Here is a 26,032-nt window from a genome sequence, read left to right on the forward strand (position 1 = left end):
TATGCAAAAAATTCTCAAGTCATATTTACGAAGACTTAGCAATCTTTCTGGGAACAATCGGTCACTCCTGCTTCTCAGATTGCTCAAGGATCAGTTCATTGATATTCATGATTTTGACTATGCAGAAAATGAAGCAAGCTTCGAAATTGTAAAAAAACTCATCGAACAGCAGCGTCGAATTCCACTCTGTAGTGAGGTAGACAGTAGAAGTAAATCAGCAAACGAACTAAGCAAGCGACTCAAAAAAATCAAGCGCATTGAGAAGTTCATATTTGAGGAACGAGGAGCAAAGGATTTGTACATCGGTTGGCCGTTTATAAAAGGGAAGTTTTCCGACGACACACTGGTAAGGTGTCCACTGCTCTTTTTTCCTGTATCGATCGAAAAAGAAGGAAATGACTGGTATCTCTCGCGGCGCGAAGATGTGAATATCACGCTTAACAAAACATTCCTTCTCGCCTACTCCTATTACAATGAAATTCCGCTGGACGAAGAACTGGTAGAAACGGTAATTGACGACTATGATCGAGATGCCACAGTCTTCAGAACTCAACTATACGAGCTTTTGAAAAACAGTGGTGTAGAGATCAATTTCAATCAGGAAAATTTTGCAGATGAGCTTAAAGATTTCACCGATCTCAAAAAATCCCAGCTTGAATCGAGTGAAAAAACCGGAGCATTAAAAATGTTTCCTCAGGCTGTTTTAGGAATTTTTCCTCAGGCAGGATCGTACCTGGTCCCTGACTATGTGAAGCTGCTGGAAGATCAAGAAGATACCGACCTTGAGGAATTCTTTTTTAAGAAAATCCAGAAGGAAAATGAAAATCAGCTGGCACTTTTTGACCGTGTAAATGAGGAGAATACCTTCACACCATTTCCGCTAGATGCTTATCAGGAACATGCACTCAAAGAAATTAAAAAAGGCAATTCGCTTGTTGTACAAGGGCCCCCTGGCACTGGCAAGTCTCAGCTTATTAGCAACCTAATATGTGACTTTGTTGCACGTGGGAAAAATGTCCTTTTAGTGTGCCAGAAAAAAGCCGCTCTCGATGTGGTTTATCAGCGTCTCAAGGAAAAAGAGATGCATGACTTTGTGGCTCTGGTTCACGATTTTAAAAACGATCGCAAACCTATCTACGAGCAAATAGATCAGCAAATTGAGGCTGTTGAGGTTTACGAAAAGAAAAATAATAGCCTGGATGCCATTCAACTAGAGCGTGGTTTCCTTCAGGCCAGCAGGCGAATTGACCAGATTGTAGAGGAGCTGCAGGAGTTTAGAGAAGCTTTATTTGATGAATCTGAATGTGACAAATCTGCCAAGGAGCTTTATTTGACAAGCAGCCCTGATGACCCTAGCTTCAGCATGAATCTGGAATATCGATCTTTTCGATTTTCGAATCTTGGTGAAACGGAGCGGCGATTTAAAACCTATCTTGAGTATTTCAACAAGTTTGAAAAGCGAACACACTTTTGGGCTAAAGGGCCCTCCTTTGCCAACTTTCAAACCAAAGATCTGGTACAACTCAAAAATGTACTCTATGAGGTGCCCGCTTTTAATGAAAAGCTGCTAACAACCTCCAAAAGTTTTTGCTCGCAACCAATCGATTTTGAGACGGGAGAATACCTCTCCAACAAGTTGCCTGAGCTCATGGAAGTGTATGAGGGGCTGAAAGAAGACCCTGTTTACAAGGTATTTCAGCACTTGCACAACGAAAAACCTACGAAGGATCTAAACTGGATTTCTCAAACGGAGCGAACCATGATGGCTTGTTTTAGAGGAGTGGGTATAGAGAAGAGCTTGAAATCTGAAAATCTAGGTCGATTTCAGGAGGTGTTGAGATCTGCAATGAGAGCCAGAAAAAATCCGTTTAGCTGGATCAAGTGGAGTTTATTTTCGAAAGAAAAGACTTTTCTAAAACGTGTCATTGTGGCCAACGATCTCAAAAGCAATAAGCGAGGCTTCAACATACTTGTTGAGCGAATTGATAACCGCTTGAATTTTGAGCACTCACTCTCTCAGGTAATGGATCATTCCTGGTTACAAAATTTCCCAACAGGATTTCGTAAAATCGATCTTCAGGATTGGTTTTACTGGCAAAAAATGGGGCTAAACATTTATACAGTAGCTCAAACTATTCGCTCACTTAATGAATACATTCCTACAGGGAAGTTAGAACACAAAAACTATCAGAAAAGATTGGATCAACTGATTGGTCTGGTACATGAAGTGCCTCAGCAACTTACACTGTGGAGTCGCTATATCAATATTCACCAGATCAGAGCCATCATACTCAAAAAAGAAGATCCGCACAGACTCGAAAAACTGCTAAAGAAGGATTTTGATGCAATCTGTGAGTATCATAAACTCAAAGCAGATCTAAGTTCTGAAGAGGTTAAAGTGTTGGATGAAATCACTTCCAGCAATTCAGATTCTATTGAGGAAGGACTTTTGCTTTTCAAAAACAGCTTATCGCTGGCATGGATTGACCACATCGAATCCAAGTATCCTAACCTGAGAAATGTAGCGTCTGGAAAGCTAGATGCGCTAGCAGATGAGCTAAGGGATGAGATTGAAGCCAAGCGGCAGGCCAGCAAAGAAATTCTTCTGCTTAAATCCAGAGAGAAGACGTATGAAAATATTGAATACAATCGTCTGAAGAATAGAGTGACTTATCGTGATTTGCAGCATCAGGTCACCAAGAAACGCCGCATCTGGCCCATACGAAAAGTGATTTCTGAATTTTCCGATGAGCTATTCACACTCCTGCCTTGCTGGATGTGTTCACCTGAGAGTGCTTCCGCCATCTTTCCGATGAGAGAAATTTTTGATTTGGTCATTTTTGATGAGGCTTCCCAATGTTTTGCCGAGCGTGGCATCCCTGCCATGTATCGAGGGAAGCAAATTGTGGTTACAGGTGACAGCATGCAGCTTCAGCCAAGCGATTTGTACCGAGTGCGGTGGGATGATGAGGATGACGACACACCTGAACTGGCTATTGATTCCTTGCTAGATCTGACCAAGCATTACCTTCCTGAGGTAAGTCTAGCTGGTCATTACCGAAGCAAGTCTTTGGAGCTTATCGACTTTTCAAATGAACACTTCTACAAAGGAAAGCTTCGTCTCCTCCCAGACTATGGCTATGTGAATAAGCAAGAACCGGGGATAGAATTTGTTCAGACCAAAGGAACATGGGATGATGGAGTAAATGAGATTGAGGCTGGAGAGGTGGTGGCTCAAACCTTGTCTCTTCTTCAAAAACAGCCAGATAAAGAGATCGGAATAGTCACATTCAACTACAAACAGCAGGGATTGATATTGGATTTACTGGAAGAAAAGTCAGCAGAGAAAAATGTGATGATACCTGATTCTCTCTTTGTGAAAAACATTGAGAATGTGCAGGGCGATGAACGTGACATTATCATTTTCAGCATTGGGTATGCACCCGATAAAAAGGGGAAGATTAAACTACAATTTGGGAGTCTGAATGCAGAGGGTGGGGAAAACAGGTTGAATGTGGCTGTGACACGTGCAAGAGAAAAAGTGATCATTGTAAGCAGTATTTTGCCACAACTTCTTAAAACTGACGACACCAAGAACGAAGGCCCGAAACTCCTCAAGAAATACCTGGAGTATGCATGGGAAGTGAGTATTGGCAAGTGGAAACCTCATCTGCCTGAATACGAGGAGCATCATGTGGATTGGTTCTTAAGAAATCGAATTCAGGAAAAATCATTTCATGAATTTGAGGGTTTTGAGCTGGCAAAAGAACTGCCTTTTGCCGATTTATCTGTCAAGAAAAATGGCACCTACACCGGATTGATTTTGACGGATGATGAACGCTACTATCAAGCACTTTCACCCAAGCAGATTTATGCTTTTCAGCACTTTCACCTGATTATGAAAAACTGGCCACACGTAAGATTCCATAGTAGGGAATTTTGGCTAGATCCCGAAGGTGCCAAAGAAAAAATGAGAAAGTTTTTGTACTCGAATTAGTTTTTTGAAAACTCAACCCTCGCCCCTACTGATAGAATAAACGGGAGTGTATCTCGTCGCATGTACTGCTCAAAAGATAGCGAGTATTCGCCTGAAGTGGCAAACTGATAGTTTTCTTCCAACACAAAAGAATGATCGAAGAGATCACCCAAACCACTACCCCGAGGCTCTCCTGTTTTTGAATCAAACAATTCCACTTCCTTTAGTTGCTGCTTCAATACCAGTCCATTGGAGTCTGCTAGTGTATACTGAAAGTAAAGATTATAGAAGGGGTATGAGGAAGCATTTCTGAACGTTCCAATCAAGTTGTAAGCTTTGGTGGTGTCAGCTATTTCAAAAGTGAAAGTCTGCACAGAATCTAAATGCCAGAAGGCATCCTCCATATCGTTAAAATCTTCATAAACTCTACTGGAGTCACAGGAGACTAAGGCTAAACATAATCCAAAAATGATGAGATATCTCATGTTAAGATTGTTCTGGTTTTTGCTTCTTCTTGCCGCGAAATTTATTTCGCTTCTTCTTTTTCTTCTTGCCCTTCCCTCCAAATTTTTTATCCATTGCCTCAAGATCACTATTGATGGATGAGGTATCCAAATTATCAACCGCTACCTCATTTTCCATCAACGAAGATGGCTTCTTCCCTTTTTTGTTGAGTGATTGAATTTCTTTCACCCGATTAACATCCACAGCATGCCAGTTGTTGTCGTCATCATACCCAAACCACATGATCTTGCGGAAAATGTCCGTTTTTTGAAGCTTGGCAGCTCCACGCTGAGTAAGCAACGGTGACTCTACTTCCGGAATGTCCTGCAGTGCCTCCATGTAAGTATCTAACTCATAATTGAGGCAGCACTTTAATCGGCCACATTGACCGGAAAGTTTACCCGGATTGAGTGATAGGTTTTGATAGCGAGCGGCTGAGGTAGATACATTTTTAAAGTCTGTAAGCCAGGTAGAACAGCAAAGCTCCCTACCACATACTCCAAGACCACCAATGCGCCCAGCTTCTTGTCTCACACTGATCTGTCGCATTTCCACACGAATCCTAAACTCCCCTGCTAATAACTTGATCAGCTCTCTAAAATCAACACGTCCTTCGGCAGAATAGAAAAAAGTTGCCTTAGTGCCATCAGCCTGAAACTCTACATCTGTGAGCTTCATTTCCAGCTTGGTCTGCTGGATGATTTCCTTGGTACGGTACATTACCGATTCTTCTCTATTCCGAGCCTCATCCCATCGCTCCAAATCTCTAGCTGTAGCCTTACGGTAAATTTCTCTTACACTATCATCGTCTTTGATTCCTTTTTTGGACATCTGTAACCTCACCAACTCCCCTTGCAACGATACATATCCAATGTGATGTCCATTTGGCACATCTACGACAACAGCATCTCCATTTACGATATCCAGCTTCTTGGCATTCCTGAAGAATTCCTTTCGGCCATTTTTAAATCGGATTTCCACTACGTCAAATCGGTGCATACCAGGTACGTCCATGTTTGAAAGCCAATCAAACACATTCAATTTATTGCAGCCTCCCGTGCTGCAATGACCGTTATTTTGACATCCGGCCGAACCACCTGTACCGCAACTAGCGCATCCCATAATTCTGTAATCTAATAGATATCTTCAGGAATTTGAATTTTGGAAAAGGGTAAATCTTACTGACCTAGCTCTTTCAGGTCAAATCCAATATCCTCTCGGAATCTTTTCCCCTCCCAGTTCACCTCACGCCCTCCAGCGTATGATTTACTGAGCGCTTCCCCAAGGTTTTTGCCTAGCCCGGTAAGAGCTATGACACGCCCGCCATTCGTGACCAGCTTGCCATCCTTTATAGTTGTGCCGGCATGAAATGGCAATACGGTTTTCGTATCACCGAGGGTGATTTCATGGCCTTTTTCGTAAAACTCTGGATAGCCTCGACTTACGTACATCACCGTTGAGGCGGTGAAACGCTCATATTCTATTTCTGTATCAATCAAGTTTTTATCAGCTGCAGCAACTAGTAACTCAAGGAAGTCAGATTTTATTCGAGGTAAAACCACCTCTGTTTCCGGATCGCCCATACGCACATTGTACTCAATTACGTACGGATCTCCACCCACGTTGATGAGTCCAAAAAATATGAATCCACAGTAATCAATCTTCTCCTTTTTCAAGCCCTCAATTGTAGGCTTAATGATCTGCTTATTTACCTTCTCCTTAAAAGCTCTATCGGCAAAAACTACGGGGGATACCGCACCCATCCCACCTGTATTTAGTCCGGTATCTTTTTCGCCGATTCGTTTGTAATCCTTCGCTTCCGGTAAAATTCGGTAGTCCTTGCCATCGGTAATTACAAAAAATGAGACCTCAATGCCTTTCAAAAATTGCTCAAGCAATACTTTTTCACTCGCTGCTCCAAACTTTTTATCCTCAATCAAATTGCGAAGTGCCTTTCTTGCCTCCTCCAACTCTTCAGTGATGATTACCCCCTTACCACCTGCCAAACCATCAGCCTTCAAAACATATGGTGGCTCCAGGCGCTCCATGTATTTTATCGTTTCCTCCAGATTTTCTTTGGTGACCGTTCGGGCATCCGCCGTTGGAATTTTATACTTTTTCATAAACTCCTTGGCGTACTCCTTACTCCCCTCCAGTATGGCGCCTTTTGCCGATGGGCCTATGATTCTAAGCTTCTTGAACTCTTTTTTTGACCGAATGTGATCGACTATTCCATTCACCAATGGATCTTCAGGCCCTACGATTAGCATATCAATTTCATACTCTGTGATAGTCTCGCATACCTTATCAAAGTTTTTAAGATCAATCTCAAGATTGGTTCCTACTTTTCCAGTACCACCATTTCCTGGTGCTATGAAAATCTTACCGCACTTTGGGCTTTGCTTTACTTTCCAGGCCAGGGCATGCTCTCTGCCACCTGACCCAAGTATGAGTATGTTCATTTGTGTTGGGTTTGGAAACGAGCAGCTAAGTTCAGCGTATTCGGCCTTTTTTCAAAGAGAAAGGAGACAGGAAAGCTAGTGAGCGTATTCAGACATGAATTTTACACGCATCAGACGCACTTCATCTTCCGAATAATATTCTCCCAACTCCTCCATGGCCACCGATAATTCATCAGTTTCGGCATTTAAGAAATAGTCATAAATATCATCCTGACGGTCATCGTCGAGCAACTGATCTATGTAGTAATCGATGTTGAGTTTGGTTCCTGAATAGCAGATGTTTTCAACTTCGGTAATTACCTCCTCGTACTTCATCCCGCGTGCCTCAGCTATCTCTTCAAAATCCATCTTCTGATCGATGTGCTGGATGATGTAAATCTTATTTTTTGACTTGGTTCCAGAGGTTTTGATCAAGACATCCGAGGCAGTGATGATGTCATTTTCCTCCACATATTCCTCAATCATATCAAGGAATGGTTGCCCAAATTTCTTTGCTTTGCTTTCTCCCACCCCTACGATCTGCTTCAGATCATCCATTGTGGTAGGATAAACCGTACACATTTCCTCCATGGAAGGATCACTGAAAATCACGTACGGAGGAATATCCTCATGATGGGCAATGTCTTTCCTCAGGGCTTTGAGCATCCCGAAAAGGGTCTTGTCATATGCGCTGACATTCACCGGCACCTTATCCATATCATCCTCATTGTCACCATCAGCGGTGTGCTCATGATCTTTTGACAACATATGAGAGTGCGGTGATTTCAGGAATGCTTCTCCCTTTTTAGATACTTTGAAAATGGCAGGATTTTCAATATCCTTTTTGAGAAACTCGTGAAGCAGGGTCTGTCTGATTACTGAGCGCCAGAAGTTCTCATCATCATTGATGGATTTACCCTTCCCAAAAACATCAAGCTTATCATGGTCATAGCTTTTCACATGTTGCGTAGCTTTCCCTACTATCAAAGCTGCCAGGTGATTGATCTCAAACCGAGCATTGGTTTGCTGTACAGCCTTGATCACCAGCTTAATAATTTCCTTACCCTCAAACTGCTCCTTAGGGTGAACACAATTGTCGCACTGGCCACAGTTTTCTTCTGTGAACTCCTCGCCGAAGTAGTGGAGCAACTGCTTTCTTCTACAAATAGCGGAATCCGCATAAGAGGCCATTTCCTCTAATAGGAATCTTGCGTTTTCCCGCTCAGTTACCGCCTTGTCTTTATTGAATTTTTCAAGCTTCAGGATGTCATTGTATGAGTAGAACATCAAACAATCACTATTGATACCATCCCTGCCTGCTCGTCCAGTTTCCTGATAATAACCCTCGATGGATTTGGGTGCATCGTAGTGAACCACAAAGCGAACGTCAGGCTTATCAATCCCCATACCGAAAGCAATTGTTGCCACAATTACATCCACATCCTCATTTAGGAATCCATCCTGATTTTTCATCCGCTCCTTTGCCTCCATTCCAGCATGATATGGAGCGGCATTGATGTCGTTTACTCTCAGAAACTCGGCAATCTCCTCTACTTTTTTTCTACTCAGGCAATAGATGATCCCGCTGGCACCTTTATGATTCTTGATGAATTTGATGAGCTGCTTTTTAGCGTTCTGCTTTGGACGCACCTCATAATACAGATTTGTCCTGTTGAAGGACGATTTGTATAGCTGCGCTCCATCCATGGAAAGATTTTTCTGGATATCCAGCTGAACCTTTGGTGTGGCGGTTGCTGTGAGGGCAATCATTGGTATGCTTCCAAGTTGCGCAATAATGTCTTTGATCCTTCGATACTCAGGTCTGAAATCATGTCCCCACTCTGAGATACAGTGAGCCTCATCAATGGCAACAAATGAAATTTTCGCTTGCTTTAAAAAGGCTACATTTTCCTCTTTGGTCAGAGATTCAGGAGCAACGTATAAGAGCTTAACAGCTCCAGAAATGGTATCCTTTTTTACCTTATTGCTTTCAGATTTTGTCAGTGTGGAATTCAGGAACCGGGCATTCACACCCACAGCATTCATCTGATCCACTTGATTTTTCATGAGTGCAATGAGCGGTGATATGACAATGGCTGTACCTTCCTGTACGATCGCAGGCAGCTGATAACACAGGGATTTCCCTGCACCAGTGGGCATGATCACGAACGTATTTTCTCCAGCAAGAATATTATTGATGATTTCTTCCTGCCTGCCTCTAAATTTATCATACCCAAAAACACGTTTGAGGCTATCTTTCAGGCTCGCTTCCGCAGCTATCTCCATTTCTCGCGATTGATGTAAAGTAAAAAGTTAATCAAATCCTAGATCGCAAACAAATTGTTCCTTTAGGGGGTGAGGGTGATAACAACGCCTTAGGGATGGGCTATATTTGCAATTGTTAATCTTATGCGAATTTCTCACCAAAATTTTATGAGAACAAATATTTATGTAGTGATTATGGCTGGTGGAAGTGGCACACGCTTTTGGCCATACAGTAGGGATGCTAAGCCTAAACAATTTTTGGATGTATTGGGAACTGGCAGATCCTTGTTGCAAATGACTTTTGACCGATTCAAAGAAATCACTACCGAGGATAAAATTTGGGTGGTTTCCAATGAGAAGTACGAGAAACTCATTCATGATCAATTACCAGAACTGGAAAAACATCAGGTACTACTAGAAACAGAAAAGCGTAATACCGCTCCGTGCATTGCGTATGCAGCATACAAGATTATGAAAAAAGATCCGAATGCTGTACTGGTAGTGAGCCCTTCGGACCATGCCATTTTCAAGGAAAAAGAATTTCAGGAAGTAATCAACACTTCAGTAAAAAGTGCAGCAAGTGATGAAAAGCTGATCACCATTGGCATCAGACCAAACAGGCCAGAAACCGGATACGGATACATTCAATATTTAAGTGATCCAGGGGTTCCTGTAAAAAAAGTGAAAACTTTTACAGAAAAGCCTGAAGCAGACCTGGCAGCAAAATTTATTGAGAGTGGAGATTTCCTATGGAACTCCGGAATTTTTGTTTGGTCTATTGATTCAATCATAAAAGCTTTTGAAAAGCATGAAGAAGAAATTGCGAGCCTTTTTGCAGCAGGACTCAATGAATACTACACAGATGGTGAGCGAGCCTTTATTAAAAGCACCTACAGTCAGTGCAAAAACATATCGATAGACTATGCTATCATGGAAAAAGCCGATAACGTCTATGTGGTACCTGGAGATTTTGGGTGGTCAGATCTTGGATCCTGGAATGCACTACACGAAATAAAGGGCAAAGATGAAAACGAAAATGTGATCGAAGGTGCTGTGATGACCTATGAATCCAGAGACAATTATATCAAAGGGAAGAAAGGAAAGGTAACAGTGGTCCATGGATGTGAGGGTATGCTCATAGCCGACTTTGATGACATACTACTGGTGTGCAAAAAAGAAGACTCCTCTGTTTTCAGGGACTTTATCACGGATGTAAAGACAGAAAAAGGAGAAAAATTTGTTTAGGATTTTCTCTGCCGCTGCACTTCATAGAGTGCCATCCCGGCAGCCACGCTCACATTGAGAGACTCAATCGATCCTGACATAGGCACTTTAGCTATTCCATCTGATAAGTCGAGCAGCTCTGACGATATACCTCGTTCCTCTGATCCCATGATGATCGCTGTAGGAGAGGTAAAGTCCATCTGATCCAGAGTCTTCTTGGTTTTCTCCGAGCAAGAAATAACACTGATTCCCGATTCTTTCAAATATCTCGCAGCATCAAGGAGATTTTTTTCACGACAAACCGGAAGGTAATTAAACGCCCCCGCTGAGGTCTTAACAGCATCTTCATTGATCTGAGCACCACCTCGAGAGGGAATCACAACCCCATCCACCCCCAGGCACTCGGCAGTACGAGCTATTGCTCCAAAATTTCTAACATCAGTGATTTCATCCAGAATCAAAAGCAAAGGGTTTTTACCCTGCTCATAAAGCTGAGGAACCAGGTGCTCTAGGGTGTGATACTGCACTGGCGAAATTAGTGCCACCACTCCCTGATGATTTTTTTTGGTAAACTTGTCGATCCGTTCAGGTGGCACTTTGGAAATAGGCGTAGAAGTGCGATGTAGCTCCAGCATGAGCTCCTTATACAGATCTCCCTTGAGACTTTTTTGAATAAACACACGCTCAAGGTGCTGCCCTGACTTCACGGCCTCAATGACCGTGCGAATTCCATAAATGATATCGGATTTCTTATTCATCTAATTTCTTGCCGAAGTGACGCGATTTTGGTGTACCACTGCTCCTCATATTCTTTGCTTCTTCGCAGGGTATACGTTCGGGGTGCAAAGAACGTAGAGATTACTGTGAACTCAAAGGCCTGTCCATCATCGTAGTACCATTCTTCTGAATTTGCAGTGCGATAAACTTCATCCGGTCTACCAAACACCAAATACATCATCCCCCGGTCTGTTTTCCAGCCAGGCTTAAAATCCGTAAATAAAATATTTACCCGCTCTATCCAGTCATAATAGTTTCGAATAGCAGTGCGTGCCCGTCCTTTCGTTGAATAAGTGTTCATCCAAAATGAATCGAAAGATTGCTTAAGGTTTCTTGATTTCAGCATGGCCTTTTTCTCTTGCTCACTGGTGAGGTATAGCATGGCTCCAATCAGTTCTCCAAGTTGCCGATACTCTGGGAAGTAAGGGGACACACGCAGCATAGTGACACCTACAGTAGCCAGCGAATCCTTACTTACCACGTAAAAATGATTTTCCTTGAATTGAACTGAGTCTCCAAAAATAAATGAAGTGTCCATCGCCACCTGTGGAGCTAGTGGTTTCATGTCCGCCATAGGAGGATCTGCCCCGCCAAACTTTTCCTGGTATTGACGAGCCAAAAATGTATCATTGCCCACCCATGAAAACCCAGACCTGTTGATGTACTTCTCTAGAATGGGAAGGCCTGTTGCATTTACAGGGTAGATTGATGGGAACGATAGGCTTCCAATCATAATCTGGATGTCATAGTAAAAGAATCGCTCAGATTTTGAGGATTTAAGGACCAGCAGATTTTCATCTAACTTGGGCAAAAGAATTGCCACCATGACCTGACTAGGTGTCTGCAGTAAAGTGTCCACATTGACCGGTTGAATAGTTCGATGACTCTCTGACTCGTATCCATCCTGAACAAGAAATTCATATTGCCATGTGCTCAAAGAGTCTGAAGATATTCGCAAGAACACCTTCATCCCCTCATCCATTCGAACCACCCGATGAGCCATCCTCAAGTCAAAAGTGGGGTCATATTGCCAGGCTACATTGACCCTGGAAAAGTTGATGGCATTGGCTGAAAAACCAATTAGTATGACAAATACACTCAATAATGGAACATGCTTTCTCATAGGTATCCAAATTAGCTATATAATTGATTTTCTTTGTGCTCTTTAAACAAAAATCATACGATACTTCATACCATGAGTGTGTATACAACCGAAATAGCCTCAGACAAAATTCCTTCGGATAATGTGATCCATCAGCGGCTGTTATCTGCCTATTATCAGGCCAAGCCCTATATCAAAGGTGATCTATTAGAACTGGGATGCGGAGAAGGACGAGGTGTGGAAATATTGGCTCCTCTAGCACATTCATATATAGGAATTGATAAAATCAAATCTGTCATTGAAAATCTGGAAAAGAAATTTTCTAAATATAAATTCTTGAGTGGTGTGTTTCCTCCACTTCCTTTTGAGGACAATTCTTTCGATACGATTATCACCTTTCAGGTAATCGAACATGTGAAGGATGATGAAAACTTTATCAAAGAAATACACCGGGTGTTGATGCCGGGTGGCACAGCGCTAATCACAACACCAAACATCAAGATGACCCTCTCAAGAAACCCCTGGCACGAGCGCGAATACACAGGGGATGAGCTTAAAGCCCTTTGCAAAAAGTATTTTGAAAAAGTGGAGATGAAAGGCATTGCAGGCAATGAGAAAGTACTTGAGTATCATGAAAGAAACCGAGCTTCTGTGCAGCGCATCATGAGGTATGATTTTTTTGATTTGCAGCATAGACTGCCTGCTGGATTATTGAGAATTCCATACGACATTCTCAACCGAATGAATAGAAACAAGCTAAATGAAACAGGTGACGAATTGGTGAAATCGATCACTGTAGAAGACTTTGATTTGAAGCCTCAGGACGAACAAAACCTTGATTTATTCTGTTTATTAACTAAATAGCCGGAGAATCCGGAATGATTTAATTGACAATTAAACAAAAACAGAATATTCATGTCGGAAAAATTAATCACAGAGCTTAACCAATTACTTTCAGATTTTCACATTTACTATCAAAATACCAGAGGAGCCCACTGGAATATCAAAGGCCCTCGATTCTTCGAATTGCATGCCAAATTTGAAGAACTGTATACAGAGGCTCTCGCTAATATTGATGAAATTGCAGAGCGCATTCTGACTATTGGTGGGCGTCCACACCATGCGCTGGAGACTTACCTGGAGCACTCGAATATCAAATCTGTAAAGGACGAATCCAACGATGAGGCACTGGTGAAAATGATAGTTGATAATTTGTCAACACTGATTGCTCAGGAAAATAAAGTGAAAGAACTGGCCGTTGAAGCAGATGACAATGAAACGGAGGACATGATGATTGGGCTTGTGAATGCACAGGAGAAAACCCAATGGATGTTTAATTCGTGGTTAGGTAAGTGAAAAAATCCACAACAAATTATTTGAAGTACCTGCTGTCTGCCTTATTGATAGCAGGTATTTTTATTTCCGCTCCGGCTCAAAAGAAAAAGAAGCGACGGATGCAAAACATCGAGTCTGTGATTGCCACGGGCAGATCATACATTGGCACACCTTACAAGTGGGGTGGAATGTCTCGCTCTGGCATGGACTGCTCGGGACTTATTTACACTTCCTATAAAACCATCGGTGTGAACCTGCCCCGAACTGCTAAGGAGCAATCCAAAACTGGGAAGAAAAGAGGCTGGGAAGGAATCCGAGAAGGAGACCTTGTTTATTTCAAACTCAAGAAAAAAGGTGACAAGTGGTTTCACAGTGGCATGATCACTTATGTTGGAGAAGATAAAATCCTTTTCGTGCATGCATCCTCATCCCAGGGTGTGGTGGAATCCAACCTACTAGCGGATTACTACAAGAATAGCGTTAGAAATTTTAGGAGGGTGATTAGGTAGCTTAAGCCACTTTAAAGAAGCTAAAACTCTTCCCTGTTAAATCAGGGCATGAAATTGTTGCAATATCAAAATCAACTTTGTATTCTCTTTGTGCCATTTCCAGTATCACATTTAAATGGTAAATACTTTTAGAGAGGTGCTTATCATGAGTCTGGAATATCAATTCAGGCTTTTTTGCAGCTTCTTCAGGTTTTTCATGACACAAATATCTGGCTCTTCTCGAAAGTCCCGATAGCTTCTTGTATGAAGTGTAGATTCTCTCATCAAGTTTGCAAATTGATGTTGCATTAAAAGGATTAATTACATCATCCACCTGTTTATGAGTTCGATAGTGAAGATTTGACTTATTGGCTATGTGGGCATTAATTATATGAACAGCTGTGTAAAAACTTATGGTAACTTGCCAATCCCAACTTTCTTTTGAGTGACTGTTAACTGATTCTAGAAATCGCAGATTTCTTTTCGCTTGTCCAATATGATCATCAAATGAAGCCAGATTTACTTAGCTTTAAACTGTTTGTAGTGAGGAGGTATTGGAATAGAATCACTTGACTCTACTACTGTAGTAGCAATGTCAAATCGATACTTTCGGAACATTGAGTTGATCTTTGCTTCTGCTAGTATTAAGTTATCTTCAACTTCTTCATTGTCATCCTCTATTTCAGCCCAAACCAAAACCTTTGAAAAATCGGATAGTTCAAATGCAAGCTTCTTAGGGAATGCGTTTCGGGTATCAAGTTCCTTAAGGTACAATGCTACCAACTGTTCTATGAAAAATTGTGATGTAGAGGCTCTGACTGAAGAAGCTAGTTTATCAAGTTTTCCCGCCATCATGTCTATGTACATTTCCTTTTTATCAGGGGGAGTTGTATCTGTGAGCATTGTCAACCTATCCGTTTCGAAAGAAGCAACAAGCTCATCAAACCAATTATCAATCTCTTCTTTAGTTAAATCATTAGAAGCTAATAATTCCATAGACTTGATCGTTTGGGTAAGCAAATCTAATATAATTGAACTTATACATTAATTTTTAACGATAAATTGGGTTGAATGTTAGATTAGAGTAAAAAAGTGGAGCATACCGGATTCGAACCGGTGACCTCTACACTGCCAGTGTAGCGCTCTAGCCAACTGAGCTAATGCCCCAAAGGAGGGCAAATATAATCGGATTGTTCATTTAAAGAGTGCTTGAATTTCTTCAGGTACTCTTTTTAGTTTCTGGGTTGCCCGCTCTATCAGGCACCAGTTCGATTTCACCTCCACCAGCAAACTTTCTCCTTTATAAATCTTTACTACCCGATCAGAAAAAGGTCCTCGATAGCCTTTCACATAAGTTTTTATAGTGATCTCATCACCCCGAAAAGCCTGAAGCTTATATTCCACATGGTGTGATCGCACCATCCAGAAGTAGCTTTCATTGATCTCATTACTGATCACAGACAGCCAGTGCTCTCTGGAAATATCCAGTGCCCACTGCATGTACACCAGGTTGTTTACATGGTTATTGAAATCGAGGTGATCTTCAGTAACATTTATTTTCTTTTCGAAAACTTTCATGTGGCAAATCTACCACTCCACAATCACCATGAGATTCGGCGCAAACCCAATAGCCTCACGGTCCACAAATCCGTTCCTGCTTCTATAAACCCGATCGGTCAGATTGGGCTGCCCGAGTGTATTGAGCAAGGATACACCAAATGAAGCACTCCACTTTCGTTGCTCCGTTCGAGGAATCATATAGGATGCTGAAATATCAAGTGAGTGAACGTTTGGGTATCTCTCCGGCACGTCCTCGAAAGGATTTGGTGGCCTTGGTGGAGGTGGCGAACCCGGGGGAGGTGGCGGAGGAGGATTTTGCGGCCCTCGGAGAAAGATTGCCTCCGCATAGGCTATATCAAGTGATTGAGCATTTAGCCCTGAGGTATAACGATATCCCAAGGACACTTTCCATCTGTCTTTTTTGAATGCACCACCCAGATAGTAGATATGTGGTTGGATAAACTTGGACTTATAGGTAGCATTTTCTGTTGTATCCAGCGTGATTTTAGAATCATGGTACGAGTATCCCACCCACAGAGAAGTCGCTTCTGAGACCTGTTTTTTTAACAAAATGTCCGTACCGTATGCCGCCATATCCATGGTAAAGTATCCCCATCTGGGGTCGAGTCTTCGGTCTTCATATACCGTGATATCATCAGCAGTTTTATGAAATAGCTCTACATCCAGAATCCAATCATTTACGCTGGCAATCATTCCAGCCATAGCTTGCGTCCCTCGGATAATGAATCCTGACTCACCATCTGCCAATGACCACAGCTCATTATCAAAGCCACCATTGGTAAACTCTAAATTTTTCACCTGGCTGACAAACTGATTGTACAACCCGTAGGAACCCTTCAGGGTCACGGTGTTGCTCACATCATAATTAGCCAAAATACGTGGTGAAACGCTGTAATCTTCCATATTACTGTAGTAAGTACCTCTCACTCCCAGCTGGAAGTACCAACGATTCCATCCAAAAAATTCATAGTTGGCAAACGGGGAAATGGTATGCGATTTTTCAACATTATCCAGAACATAAATACTGGAATCCCGCAACAAATTCCTATACTCCATAGAAACCTCCTGCCACTTATAATCCAATCCGTACTGTGCCCTTGACTTCTCCCCTTCACGAGAAAACTCCTGTACTACGTTAAAGTCTTTGATTTGATTGTTTGAAAAAAATGGAAGCCCACCCGGACTCATGCCCTCAACCATAAAATCGTATTTGTACTTTGAATAAGTAGTGTTTAGGTCAGAGGCCCAGCCATTTCCCAACTTCATATTCCAACCTACATTTCCTCCTACATTGTCATATCGATTGTCATTCTTAGACCTTGTTCCATGAGGAGCTGGGGGTGGTGAAAAGTCTATTTGAGAGTAGGTATAAATTCCTGAAAATGTGATGTTGTTTTTCTTATTGGGCTGAAAGTTGAATTTGCCGTTGTAGTCTCTAAAAATCACATTCACTTTTTCCGTCAACCCATTTGGGCCATCCAGAGCGGTAGCCGAAAATACCGACTCAGATATGGCCGTCAGTTTTGGGGATTCAAATTTCCTGGAATAGGAATTTCTTATCCCAAACGACCCACTCCATTTTTCATTAAACCTCACTTTTCCATACCCCATTCCAAATAAGGTATTAGCACCAACTCCATATACTGAGCGGTCGCTAACTTTATCAGAATTAATCACAATGGCTCCTCCTACCCGATCACCATATTTTGGATGGAATCCACTTCTAAATACCTCCACATCAGAAACCAACTTTGGGTTGTAAGGAGAAATGGTGCCATAGTAGTGCCCTCGATGATAAATAGGAATATTGTCGAATAGAATCAGTGACTGATCCGTTTCACTACCCCTAATCAACAGGTTACCCGCTCTGCCATCAGGGTTCGAAATTCCAGGTAATGCAGCAATGGAAGCAAAAATATCTCCATCAGTTTCTCCCGGCAGAAGTGGAAGGTCATCCAGATCAATTTGAATTTGCTGCCTGGATGGTAGCATGTTTATTCCCTTGGTTAGGTAATCCTCCACTACGACCGTACTCAATCGTGTGGTGGGCAACCCCAGCCCCATGGTAAGTTCTTTGCGATTTACAAGGTCGCTCACGGAAATTCGCGCATTCTTATATCCCTGACTAAAAACCCTTATGTTATCACCTACTTCCGGCTTGTATTTGAATTGCCATTTTCCCTGACTGTAGATTGTTGCAAGAGTTGCATCGTTCACAATCACTTTCACATCAAATTCTTCAGTCAAAACCGAAGAGTCGATGGAATCCAAAACCACTAAGTGATAGCTGCTCTCAACGGCACTTATAGTAAAGTATGTTTCATCAATTTTTTCAATAGCAAAAGGGAAAGCTGACTCTACTTCCTTCATGAATTGCTCCACGTTACCTGTTGAAAACGTTGCTTCAGAATTCACCAGGCCGATGAGTTCGGCATCATATGAAAAGGTAATGTCAGATTGCTCCTCATAGCTTTTAATGGCTTCAAGGAATGTTGTTTTATCCTGCGCAGGAGCAGAAAGGACGATGGTAATCGCCAAAAATGAAACTAAGGCTCGCATGTGTTTTTTACTAGTTCTCCTGAGTCAGAGTCACAGTCTTCCCTTCTCTCTTGAAGGAAATTTTATAAGGTGAAAAAACCAACCGTAACGCTACTTCTAATTTATCATTTGGAATTGTTCCTGTAAAACGTTTGGCGATATCAATTTTTCCTGACGATATGGTCACTCCGTACACTTTTTCGAGTGTCTTGATAACCTGGCTTAGTGGTGCGTTTTCAAACTTAGTTTGATTTTGGAGCCACGCTGGCTCTGATTCTGTGGTGTTCTCTTTTTTCTCCCATTTTCCATTGAAAAACAGGTATCCCTCGCCTCTGGTCAGCGTCACCACTTTATTAAGTGTCTTTGGTCTAGCCTGTACTTTACCTTCAAAGCAAGTCACGCTCAATCCTTCGTTGAAATCATCTACCTCGAAAATTGTCCCAAGCACATCTACGGTTCCTGTTGGGGATTCTACGCTGAAAGGTGCTCCCTTGGCAACTTTAAGCAATGCCTTTCCTTTGAGCTTTACTTTCCTGCGTACTTTCGTAGACTTTAGTCTGTTTTCCCGGTAAGCTACCGCTTCTTCCCATTTGTCACTTTCCCAGGAAATTTCAGAGTTTGGGGCTAATGTGACGATAGACCCGTCCGGTAGCTCGATCTCTCGAATCTCACCTGCCAATGAAGAATGCGTGACCGTAGTGTCCAACATTTGGAACCATAAGTAGGTGGCCATGGCCAGAAAGACCATAGCCGCCGCGGCATAACTATACCATGGACGCATGGTTCTTACTTTTCCTTTCGGTCGTGAGGTAATCTCTTTAGGGTCAATCAGACGCTCGGAATTGTCCGGCACCCAATTGTCTACTTCCCCAAGAATCTGGATATACTTAAGTGCCTCTTCCGTCCCGATGAGCTTTTTCAGCTCCTCATCAGAAATATCACCATTCAGCCATTTTGATAAATTTTCTTCCATAGTTCTAGTGCTTGAGGGTAAAAAGAGAAAATCTCTTAAAACCCTACCCCTAAATCTTCAAATTATCAAGTTCGTCCAAATTCTCTTTAAGGGATTTCAATGCAGTGCTTACATGCTTCTCTACCGTTTTAATAGAGACATCCATTATTTCGGCAATTTCGCGATTTTTATATTTATCAATCCTGCTCATCAGGAAGATTACTCGCTGCTTCTCAGGAAGACTTGAAACAGCAGCCTCCAGCCTTTGCTTAAACTCCTCTCCTTCATATAAAAATTCAGGATTTTGTTCCATTCTGTCCTCAGACCTATCTTGCCTATGCTCAAATTTCAAGACCACTTTTTGGTGATCATAATGATCAAGAAACAATCGGTTAGCAGTGGTGAAAAGGAATCCCTTGACTTTCTCGATTGCCACCTTGCCACAATTGTTCCACAATCTTACAAAGGCTTCCTGGGTAAAATCCTTTGCCTTCTCGAGATCACCAAGTTTATAAAAAAGAAAATTTCTGACTTTAAGCTCGTGGCTCGTGTACTCCTTATGAAATATACGCTCCTCACACAATGACTCTTTCACTCAATCGCTGTTTTTTTTGTTGCTTAATCTAGCAAGCAAATGTAATTCATGAAGCTAATTCCTTGACTTAGTTGAGGGGATGCCAACCAAATGCTAACCTCTCAAAATCGGATTCTGAGAGAAATGATACAATCATTGCGGAAAACAACTACATCATTAGCAAATTGAAATTCATACTGATTCCCACATTGCGATTCATAATTTTCTTAAGGTGGTAGGGTAAGTGCCCAGCTTCCCGTCATCTATTTAAATCAGGAAAATCACATGATTACTTTTTTCATAGCATTTATTCTAGCAGGCCCTGTCCATGACATTAAAATGGCCATTTTCGAAATCTTTGAAACTGATTCGGGACTGGCAATGACCGTGTCTGTTGATCGGGAGGATTTCTATGAAACGCTAACAAGAGAATTTCCTGAAAAGGTTAAGACCCATAAAATTGAAGACCTGGCCTTTTTGTATTTGGATAGTAAAACCAAGATCACTGTGAATGGAGCGTGTACCTCGTTTGCAATCCATGAAATTGAATTTGGCGAACTAAACATACACCTCACCGGCTCACTCAACCTTCGAGTAGATGGTGTGAAAGAGATACGAGTAACCAACACCTGCATGATCGAGCACTATGAAGGACATGACAATATCATTAAACTAAAGCTCAATGATCGCACTCGGTCATTCAGGCTGAACAGTAAACGAACATCAACCGTCGCAACATATTAGACCATCTAAAAATGAAAAAAATATTAAGTATTCTCACAGTCTCTTTGCTACTATTTTCCCGTTGTGGAAGTGACGCTGCAGATGATGTCATTGACGAGTTTTCTGCCTCGGCAAGTATATCTGCTACATCAAGTTCTGTAAATGAAAACGTCGGCACATTTAGCGTTTCGATTTCGCTTAGTGAGGTAAATACCTCAGGTGCTAGCCTCACGATACCGTTTTCTTTATCTGGTACTGCCACAGAAAATTCTGATTACTCAATCGATGAAACGTCGGTGATCATTGGAACCAATGAACAATCAGCCACTTTAAACATTACTATCACAGACGATTCGGATGTGGAGAGCGCCGAAACAATCATTGTAACGCTAGGGACACTCCCATCTACATTGTCTGCAGGATCAAGTACCGCAGTAACCATCACTATAAACGATAATGATGATCAGAATGGTGGATCAAACTTGAGCATCAACTTTGGTTCGGCTAGCGGAAGTACAATCACAATTGAGGATTGGACTGATATGGGAGCGGATAGCTACCTCGTACTGATCAACACGGAAAACTCATTTAGCGATATTACCTCATCAAGCAATATGCTAGCAAGCACTACCTACCGCGGCTATGGAGAGCAAGTGGTTTATAATGGAAGCAATATTTCTGAGGTCTCCGTTTCGCTGCTTCAGTTTAGTACACCATATTATTTTAAAATTGTTCCGGTTTCCGGTGGCTCATACGACAATAGTCAGGCAGCAGCATCTTCCACCACCGATGTATGCGTGACCACCAGCACTACCGAAAGTCAGGTTTGCTTCGAAATATCCTCTGACCTGAGGACGATTTCTTCGAATCAGCACCCAAATCATACCACTGGAGAATTCCCAAATTATGAAGGTCCAGCTGGAGAGGAGTTTTTACCAACCGAAGTATCGCGAGCGCTTGATTTGACTCCTACCTACACCGGATCGGCTATTTATGTCTATGATGAGACGGGACCACCTACTCCCTCAAATGACAACTTCTGGCAGTTTGGTATAGCAACAAATGGCGTGGAGTTTCATCCAATGGGACTAAAGCCATGGGAAAATCCGGATACAGGAGAGGAAAACTGGGAGTGGCAGGCAAAAGTTACTGTGCAAAATGAGACTCACCTGGATGCATATGGTGCTCATGTCACCTCCAAGGGTGTATATCATTATCACGGTGACATAGTGGGATTGGCAGCTGATGAAGATGGCAGTAAACATTCACTTATCTATGGTTTCGCTGCGGACGGATTCCCCATTTATTATAAATATGGATATTCAGATCCTAACGATCCTACGAGCAGCATTGTGGAGTTGGAGTCAAGCTACCAGCTAAAAAGTGGAACACGTACCGGTACGGGCGTTGCAGGTCAGGACTATCCTGATGGAACTTACGATGGCACCTACATTCAGGACTATGAGTATGCCGCTGAGTTGGGTGACCTAGATGAGTGTAACGGGCGGACGGGTGTTACACCGGAATATCCTGATGGCACCTACTATTATGTGATCACATCAGGTTTCCCGGTAACACCGAATTGCTTCTTCGGAACGCCCGCAGAAGACTGGGAAATAGGAAGCTAAGAAATAAAAGATAATTCATGGTGGTAGTGAATTACTAAGGCGGAGCGTCTGCCTCCCGGCGGATGCACTTGAGCGACTCAGAGGTGAGTCGCTCTTTTTTTATGCATATTCAAGCATATAGCCCCGTATACTATCATCAGGGCCAAGATTGAGCTTTTTCTTTAGTCGGTTTATACCACTCTTGACTGACCCAACTGTGAGGTGTGTCACATTGGCTATTTCCTTATTACTCATCCCTATTTTCAAATAGGCACTAAGCTTGAGGTCATTGATAGTCAGATTAGGGTTTTCAGATTTTAATCGACCAAAAAACTGAGGGTGTACATCTTCAAAGCGATGAATAAAACTATCCCAGGTGTTGTCAAGAGATATACTACTCGATATCGTCTTCCTCATTTCTTTCAAACTGGGCTTCAAATCATCTGACAATCTGGTTTCAAGAAAGCTAACCTTTTGGCTTAGCTCGGCAAGTAAATTGTTTTTCTCCAGGGACGCCATAGCCATGGTTGCCAGCTCTCGCTCTCTGGCTGAAAGTGCCTCCTCTGCAAGATTTTGCTCACTCTCTCTCAATCGCTGTAGCTCAGCATTTTTCAAATTCAACTGCTCATTGGCTGATCGCTTGATTCGATAAGCACGGTAAACAAAAACAGCTATTAATAAAATCAAAACTCCTGCTCCCATAGCCGTGTAGCCAATCCATCTCTCGCGTGCCAACTCCTGAGAGGCTAGCAAATCCTTTTCCGCCTCAGCAACACTTCTCTCCACCTCCTCACGCTCCAACTGATTTTGGTATTCAATCCGCGCCAGCTTGATCATTTGATCATCATCAAAGATTTTATCCTTTTCATCATTGTACTTTTCCAGATACTCCAGTGACTTTTTATGATCACCCAATGCTTTATATGACTTATACAATGTCTCATAAGAGCTTGCCATATTTCCCGGTGAGGCTGAATAGTTTCCTTCATCCAATCCATTGAGCGCAGCACGTATGGCTGCAGGGTAGTTTTTTAGTTCCAGGTAAACCTTGGCCATTCCGTTCAGGGCATTCATGGACATTCCCTTGAAGGCTCCCTTCGAATACTTTAGCGATTCCTCATAGCTTTTTATTGATGAATCAAAATCACCCTTGAGTCTGAAGTACTTCCCTTTAATTACATAAGCCTTTGCCAGACCAACGGCATACCCTGATGGCTTATAGTATTCTATTCCTTTGTTTAAATGAAACAAGGCTGTATCCAGTTGATCCATACTCATAAATATTTCACCTATTGTGACATGCGTACCACCCAGGCCTGTTGAGGAATTTCTCTCCTGATAATAGTCAAATACCCCTTCAATTAAGCCAAGGGCCGTTTCATAATCTTTGATCCGAAGATAAAATGCAGCCATCCGCCTCTTCAAAGCATTGATCATGCGCTCATTTCTCTGTTGCTCAAAGATTTTCAAGCTCTGCTGAAAATGGAATAGTGATTTCACCAGATCATTATTATCAGCATGTAGTATGGCCATGTTTAGATGATTAAAGCCAATACCCATGGTATCATAGGCAAGCTTTGCATACTCCAGACTTTTCTCATGAAAGTAAAGCGCAGAGTCAATCTTTTTGAGCTCTGTGTATATGATGGCTATGTTGTTGTAATTGTATGACCCTCCTATTGGCTCATTGTATCTTTCATAAATCTCCTGGCTTTTTATATGAGCATCAATAGCTTCCCAAGCCTTACCGGTGCGTTGCAGAGCAATGCCCATATCATTGATGGCTTTTGCCAACTTGAGAGAACTCTCACGATCAAGGTCACGTGAGTTGATGGTCAGAAGTTTTTTGTAGGCAGCCGCTGATTCTTTATAAAGTGAGACATTTAGGTAATAGTCTCCAAGTAGTACGTAATAGTTTAGGAAGATTTCGACATCTCGATCCTTATCAGGCTCGACCACATCCAAGTAAACTTTAGCCAAAGAATCCTGATCCGAACTTAGTAAAGAATCAACAAGATTGAGGGTTTGAAATAGTTTATTCCTATCAGCTGTCTGACCCACAAGCAGAGCTGATACAAAACAAAAAAAAGCAATGAAGCCAACACGAATGCTAACCATCCATTTTATCATAAATCAAAATTTAATACTAAAAATCCAATGATGCTAACCATTTACCAACCATAAATATTTCCTATATCTGTGAAGTAACCTCAAATTTGAAATGTTTCATGCATATCACGTGGTGGTGATATTAAGGCGGAGTATTCTCCTCCCCGGAGGATACGAATAGAGCGGTTCAAAAGTGAACCGCTTTTTTTATGCACTTAGTCGGTTCTTTTTTAATCTCCTCTCAGACCACTTCATAGTCATTATATAAGGTATTCATCGATCAAAACAGATGGGCTAACCATTTGCTAACCTCCATAATAACCCAGGTAAGGACATTTAAATAAATATTTGATCATCCATGAGCCGTGTGGGGGGAGCGGGTTTCCGCGGACTTTCCCTTCTTATTCATGAAGAAAAAACCAGTAATTAAAATTATGATTATGAAAGTGAGTGTAAAAAGTGTTTGGAAGATAGCAATGATTTTTGCTGTCGGATTTCTCTATTCATGCAGTGATTCCGATGATCCGGTACCTGAAGTTGAAGAAGAAGAGGTAGTAATAGATACAGAGAAAAAGGTTACAATAAAAGGAGGAGTTACTCCAATTGGATCAACTTCTGGCAGAACAGAATCAATAAGTGTATCTACTTTTTTAGTGAATGTTACTGATGTCGCATTTGTGATTGATGAAACAGACGATAGATCCGCCACAGAAGAAACATATACGTCTGATGACCTAAGTGGTCCATTCCTATTGGATCTACTCTCCGGAGATCTTAACCTGGCAGGTATTGAAGTGCCACTTGGTGTTTATGATGAAATTACGTTCAATGTAAGCCCATCTGCAGATCCATCTTCCAGTCTGGATGGGAAATCCATCTTAATAGAAGGCTCTATTGATGGAACAGCATTCTCCTACTGGACAGATGCTGAGGAAAGCTTTGAAGTAAACTTTTCCAAAAATGGTGGTGACCTTAATGTAAGTGAGAGTGGGTTCGTAGTGACTATCAACTTTGACCTGGACGCTATGTTTGGAGCGAATGGAGCGATAGATCTAACCTCTTCTACAGACGGAAACGAGGATGGAACCATTGAAATAAGTCCAAATGATCAAGATGGTAACCACGCACTTGCATTCAAAATTTTGAGCGAGCTGGAAGAGAACGCTGATGCAAATGAAGATGAAGATCTGGATGAGGATGGTATTGGCAATAGTGAAGATGATGACATAGATGGTGATGGAGTGTCTAACGACGAGGATGATGACGATGATAACGACGGAGTAAGTGATGCTGAGGATGCTGACGCAGATGGTGACGGCATTGATGATGATCTGGAAGGTGATGGTACTGGAGAGACGGATGATGATGGAGAAGAAGAGGATGTCGCTGCTGATATTGTAGCCACGCTCAGTGCAGAAGCATGGGTAATCACAGAATATACAACAGGAGAGTATAACCATTTAGCCCAAGCTGCTGGACTTTATCATGTAACCTTTGGTGATAATGCGGCAGGAGACACCATAAGAATCGAGAACAATGGTCAGTGGGAAGATGGTGACTGGGAAATAATTACCAATACCGACACTCCAATTATCATTTTCGATTTTGATTATTACGGATTCTTCCCTGGCATGGAAGGCGTATGGGAGATTATTTCAGTCTCAGAGGCCAAGCTCGAACTTCAAGGCGACATTCAGATAGAATCTGGAGTGGAAACCAAGATTTGCGTGATGGAGAAACCACAATAAATCTTTTTGACCAACTATCTTTTGAGAGATACCCTTTAAAAGGGTGTCTCTCTTTTCAAATCATATTAACAACCAGCAATGAACGTGA

21 protein-coding genes and 1 tRNA gene are annotated in these 26,032 nt (G+C 42.0%); 8 read left to right on the forward strand and 14 right to left on the reverse strand.

The window, feature by feature from the left end:
- Nucleotide 1 precedes the first annotated feature (1 nt).
- Nucleotides 2–3,997, forward strand: coding sequence for an AAA domain-containing protein (locus ACEQZT_RS14690; RefSeq protein WP_370090210.1), 3,996 nt, complete (start codon nt 2–4; stop codon nt 3,995–3,997).
- Here the strand turns inward: ACEQZT_RS14690 and ACEQZT_RS14695 are convergent.
- The 4 genes from ACEQZT_RS14695 to recQ all read right to left on the reverse strand — a co-directional run bounded on the left by ACEQZT_RS14695 (nt 3,994) and on the right by recQ (nt 9,207).
- Nucleotides 3,994–4,461, reverse strand: a complete 468-nt coding sequence (locus ACEQZT_RS14695) for a gliding motility lipoprotein GldH (protein ID WP_370090211.1) — start codon at nt 4,459–4,461, stop codon at nt 3,994–3,996. The genes ACEQZT_RS14690 and ACEQZT_RS14695 overlap by 4 nt on opposite strands.
- Nucleotide 4,462: 1 nt before the next feature.
- Nucleotides 4,463–5,602, reverse strand: a complete 1,140-nt coding sequence (locus ACEQZT_RS14700; RefSeq protein ID WP_370090212.1) for a stage 0 sporulation family protein — start codon at nt 5,600–5,602, stop codon at nt 4,463–4,465.
- 56 nt (nt 5,603–5,658) lie between these two features.
- Nucleotides 5,659–6,942: a phosphoribosylamine--glycine ligase gene (purD, locus tag ACEQZT_RS14705; protein WP_370090213.1), complete on the reverse strand. Its 1,284-nt coding sequence runs from the start codon at nt 6,940–6,942 to the stop codon at nt 5,659–5,661.
- A 75-nt stretch (nt 6,943–7,017) separates the two neighbouring features.
- Complete coding sequence (gene recQ, locus ACEQZT_RS14710) at nt 7,018–9,207, reverse strand: DNA helicase RecQ (RefSeq protein WP_370090214.1); 2,190 nt, start codon at nt 9,205–9,207, stop codon at nt 7,018–7,020.
- A gap of 147 nt (nt 9,208–9,354) precedes the next feature.
- Here recQ and ACEQZT_RS14715 point away from each other — a divergent pair, with 147 nt between their 5' ends.
- Complete coding sequence (locus ACEQZT_RS14715) at nt 9,355–10,431, forward strand: mannose-1-phosphate guanylyltransferase (protein ID WP_370090215.1); 1,077 nt, start codon at nt 9,355–9,357, stop codon at nt 10,429–10,431.
- On the opposite strand, the gene rlmB is transcribed toward ACEQZT_RS14715, so the two are convergent.
- Nucleotides 10,428–11,168 (reverse strand): 23S rRNA (guanosine(2251)-2'-O)-methyltransferase RlmB, encoded by a 741-nt coding sequence (gene rlmB, locus ACEQZT_RS14720; protein WP_370090216.1) that lies wholly within the window; start codon nt 11,166–11,168, stop codon nt 10,428–10,430. The two genes, ACEQZT_RS14715 and rlmB, sit on opposite strands and share 4 nt — an antisense overlap.
- Nucleotides 11,165–12,310 (reverse strand): GWxTD domain-containing protein, encoded by a 1,146-nt coding sequence (locus ACEQZT_RS14725; RefSeq protein ID WP_370090217.1) that lies wholly within the window; start codon nt 12,308–12,310, stop codon nt 11,165–11,167. The genes rlmB and ACEQZT_RS14725 overlap by 4 nt, the downstream gene beginning before the upstream one ends.
- Before the next feature lie 72 nt (nt 12,311–12,382).
- Here ACEQZT_RS14725 and ACEQZT_RS14730 point away from each other — a divergent pair, with 72 nt between their 5' ends.
- Genes ACEQZT_RS14730 through ACEQZT_RS14740 form a run of 3 tightly spaced genes read left to right on the forward strand, consistent with a single transcriptional unit; the run spans nt 12,383 to nt 14,133 of the window.
- Nucleotides 12,383–13,153 carry a class I SAM-dependent methyltransferase gene (locus tag ACEQZT_RS14730; protein ID WP_370090218.1) on the forward strand — a complete coding sequence of 257 codons (771 nt, stop codon included), beginning with the start codon at nt 12,383–12,385 and terminating at the stop codon, nt 13,151–13,153.
- Between the two features lie 51 nt (nt 13,154–13,204).
- Nucleotides 13,205–13,645, forward strand: coding sequence for a Dps family protein (locus ACEQZT_RS14735; RefSeq protein ID WP_370090219.1), 441 nt, complete (start codon nt 13,205–13,207; stop codon nt 13,643–13,645).
- A complete protein-coding gene (locus tag ACEQZT_RS14740; protein WP_370090220.1) occupies nt 13,642–14,133 on the forward strand; it encodes a C40 family peptidase in 492 nt (163 codons plus the stop codon). The genes ACEQZT_RS14735 and ACEQZT_RS14740 overlap by 4 nt, the downstream gene beginning before the upstream one ends.
- A 1-nt stretch (nt 14,134) precedes the next feature.
- On the opposite strand, the gene ACEQZT_RS14745 is transcribed toward ACEQZT_RS14740, so the two are convergent.
- The 7 genes from ACEQZT_RS14745 to ACEQZT_RS14775 form a co-directional block, all read right to left on the reverse strand.
- Nucleotides 14,135–14,446 carry a hypothetical protein gene (locus ACEQZT_RS14745; RefSeq protein WP_370090221.1) on the reverse strand — a complete coding sequence of 104 codons (312 nt, stop codon included), beginning with the start codon at nt 14,444–14,446 and terminating at the stop codon, nt 14,135–14,137.
- A gap of 185 nt (nt 14,447–14,631) precedes the next feature.
- Entirely contained in the window at nt 14,632–15,108 is a 477-nt protein-coding gene (locus tag ACEQZT_RS14750) for a hypothetical protein (protein ID WP_370090222.1), read from the reverse strand.
- Between the two features lie 97 nt (nt 15,109–15,205).
- A tRNA-Ala gene (locus tag ACEQZT_RS14755) sits at nt 15,206–15,279 on the reverse strand.
- Between the two features lie 27 nt (nt 15,280–15,306).
- A complete protein-coding gene (locus ACEQZT_RS14760) occupies nt 15,307–15,690 on the reverse strand; it encodes an acyl-CoA thioesterase (protein WP_370090223.1) in 384 nt (127 codons plus the stop codon).
- Nucleotides 15,691–15,699: 9 nt separating this feature from the next.
- Nucleotides 15,700–18,252 (reverse strand): TonB-dependent receptor plug domain-containing protein, encoded by a 2,553-nt coding sequence (locus ACEQZT_RS14765; RefSeq protein WP_370090224.1) that lies wholly within the window; start codon nt 18,250–18,252, stop codon nt 15,700–15,702.
- A 10-nt stretch (nt 18,253–18,262) separates the two neighbouring features.
- Nucleotides 18,263–19,204: a FecR family protein gene (locus tag ACEQZT_RS14770; RefSeq protein ID WP_370090225.1), complete on the reverse strand. Its 942-nt coding sequence runs from the start codon at nt 19,202–19,204 to the stop codon at nt 18,263–18,265.
- Nucleotides 19,205–19,253: 49 nt separating this feature from the next.
- Entirely contained in the window at nt 19,254–19,778 is a 525-nt protein-coding gene (locus tag ACEQZT_RS14775; RefSeq protein WP_370090226.1) for an RNA polymerase sigma factor, read from the reverse strand.
- 264 nt (nt 19,779–20,042) lie between these two features.
- Here ACEQZT_RS14775 and ACEQZT_RS14780 point away from each other — a divergent pair, with 264 nt between their 5' ends.
- Both ACEQZT_RS14780 and ACEQZT_RS14785 read left to right on the forward strand, forming a co-directional pair.
- Nucleotides 20,043–20,501: a DUF6702 family protein gene (locus tag ACEQZT_RS14780; protein WP_370090227.1), complete on the forward strand. Its 459-nt coding sequence runs from the start codon at nt 20,043–20,045 to the stop codon at nt 20,499–20,501.
- Between the two features lie 11 nt (nt 20,502–20,512).
- The gene (locus ACEQZT_RS14785; RefSeq protein ID WP_370090228.1) at nt 20,513–22,108 is read left to right on the forward strand and encodes a YHYH protein; all 1,596 of its coding nucleotides are present in this window, start codon (nt 20,513–20,515) and stop codon (nt 22,106–22,108) included.
- A 99-nt stretch (nt 22,109–22,207) separates the two neighbouring features.
- Here ACEQZT_RS14785 and ACEQZT_RS14790 read toward each other — a convergent pair whose 3' ends face one another.
- Nucleotides 22,208–24,217, reverse strand: coding sequence for a hypothetical protein (locus ACEQZT_RS14790; protein WP_370090229.1), 2,010 nt, complete (start codon nt 24,215–24,217; stop codon nt 22,208–22,210).
- A gap of 419 nt (nt 24,218–24,636) precedes the next feature.
- On the opposite strand from ACEQZT_RS14790, the gene ACEQZT_RS14795 reads away from it, so the two are divergent.
- Complete coding sequence (locus ACEQZT_RS14795; RefSeq protein ID WP_370090230.1) at nt 24,637–25,944, forward strand: hypothetical protein; 1,308 nt, start codon at nt 24,637–24,639, stop codon at nt 25,942–25,944.
- Nucleotides 25,945–26,032: the final 88 nt, after the last annotated feature.

It is taken from the genome of Ekhidna sp. (genome assembly GCF_964218185.1).
Taxonomy (GTDB): Bacteria; Bacteroidota; Bacteroidia; order Cytophagales; family Cyclobacteriaceae; genus Ekhidna.

Excerpts from the sequence above, each read along its gene's own strand:
- ACEQZT_RS14700 (WP_370090212.1), bottom strand. The coding sequence starts at position 5,602 with ATGGGATGCGCTAGTTGCGGTACAGGTGGTTCGGCCGGATGTCAAAAT.
- ACEQZT_RS14690 (WP_370090210.1), top strand. The coding sequence starts at position 2 with ATGCAAAAAATTCTCAAGTCATATTTACGAAGACTTAGCAATCTTTCT.
- ACEQZT_RS14785 (WP_370090228.1), top strand. The coding sequence starts at position 20,513 with ATGAAAAAAATATTAAGTATTCTCACAGTCTCTTTGCTACTATTTTCC.
- ACEQZT_RS14765 (WP_370090224.1), bottom strand. The coding sequence starts at position 18,252 with ATGCGAGCCTTAGTTTCATTTTTGGCGATTACCATCGTCCTTTCTGCT.
- ACEQZT_RS14735 (WP_370090219.1), top strand. The coding sequence starts at position 13,205 with ATGTCGGAAAAATTAATCACAGAGCTTAACCAATTACTTTCAGATTTT.
- ACEQZT_RS14760 (WP_370090223.1), bottom strand. The coding sequence starts at position 15,690 with ATGAAAGTTTTCGAAAAGAAAATAAATGTTACTGAAGATCACCTCGAT.
- recQ (WP_370090214.1), bottom strand. The coding sequence starts at position 9,207 with ATGGAGATAGCTGCGGAAGCGAGCCTGAAAGATAGCCTCAAACGTGTT.
- ACEQZT_RS14790 (WP_370090229.1), bottom strand. The coding sequence starts at position 24,217 with ATGATAAAATGGATGGTTAGCATTCGTGTTGGCTTCATTGCTTTTTTT.
- ACEQZT_RS14750 (WP_370090222.1), bottom strand. The coding sequence starts at position 15,108 with ATGGAATTATTAGCTTCTAATGATTTAACTAAAGAAGAGATTGATAAT.
- ACEQZT_RS14795 (WP_370090230.1), top strand. The coding sequence starts at position 24,637 with ATGAAAGTGAGTGTAAAAAGTGTTTGGAAGATAGCAATGATTTTTGCT.
- ACEQZT_RS14695 (WP_370090211.1), bottom strand. The coding sequence starts at position 4,461 with ATGAGATATCTCATCATTTTTGGATTATGTTTAGCCTTAGTCTCCTGT.
- rlmB (WP_370090216.1), bottom strand. The coding sequence starts at position 11,168 with ATGAATAAGAAATCCGATATCATTTATGGAATTCGCACGGTCATTGAG.
- ACEQZT_RS14730 (WP_370090218.1), top strand. The coding sequence starts at position 12,383 with ATGAGTGTGTATACAACCGAAATAGCCTCAGACAAAATTCCTTCGGAT.
- ACEQZT_RS14725 (WP_370090217.1), bottom strand. The coding sequence starts at position 12,310 with ATGAGAAAGCATGTTCCATTATTGAGTGTATTTGTCATACTAATTGGT.
- ACEQZT_RS14780 (WP_370090227.1), top strand. The coding sequence starts at position 20,043 with ATGATTACTTTTTTCATAGCATTTATTCTAGCAGGCCCTGTCCATGAC.
- ACEQZT_RS14715 (WP_370090215.1), top strand. The coding sequence starts at position 9,355 with ATGAGAACAAATATTTATGTAGTGATTATGGCTGGTGGAAGTGGCACA.
- purD (WP_370090213.1), bottom strand. The coding sequence starts at position 6,942 with ATGAACATACTCATACTTGGGTCAGGTGGCAGAGAGCATGCCCTGGCC.
- ACEQZT_RS14770 (WP_370090225.1), bottom strand. The coding sequence starts at position 19,204 with ATGGAAGAAAATTTATCAAAATGGCTGAATGGTGATATTTCTGATGAG.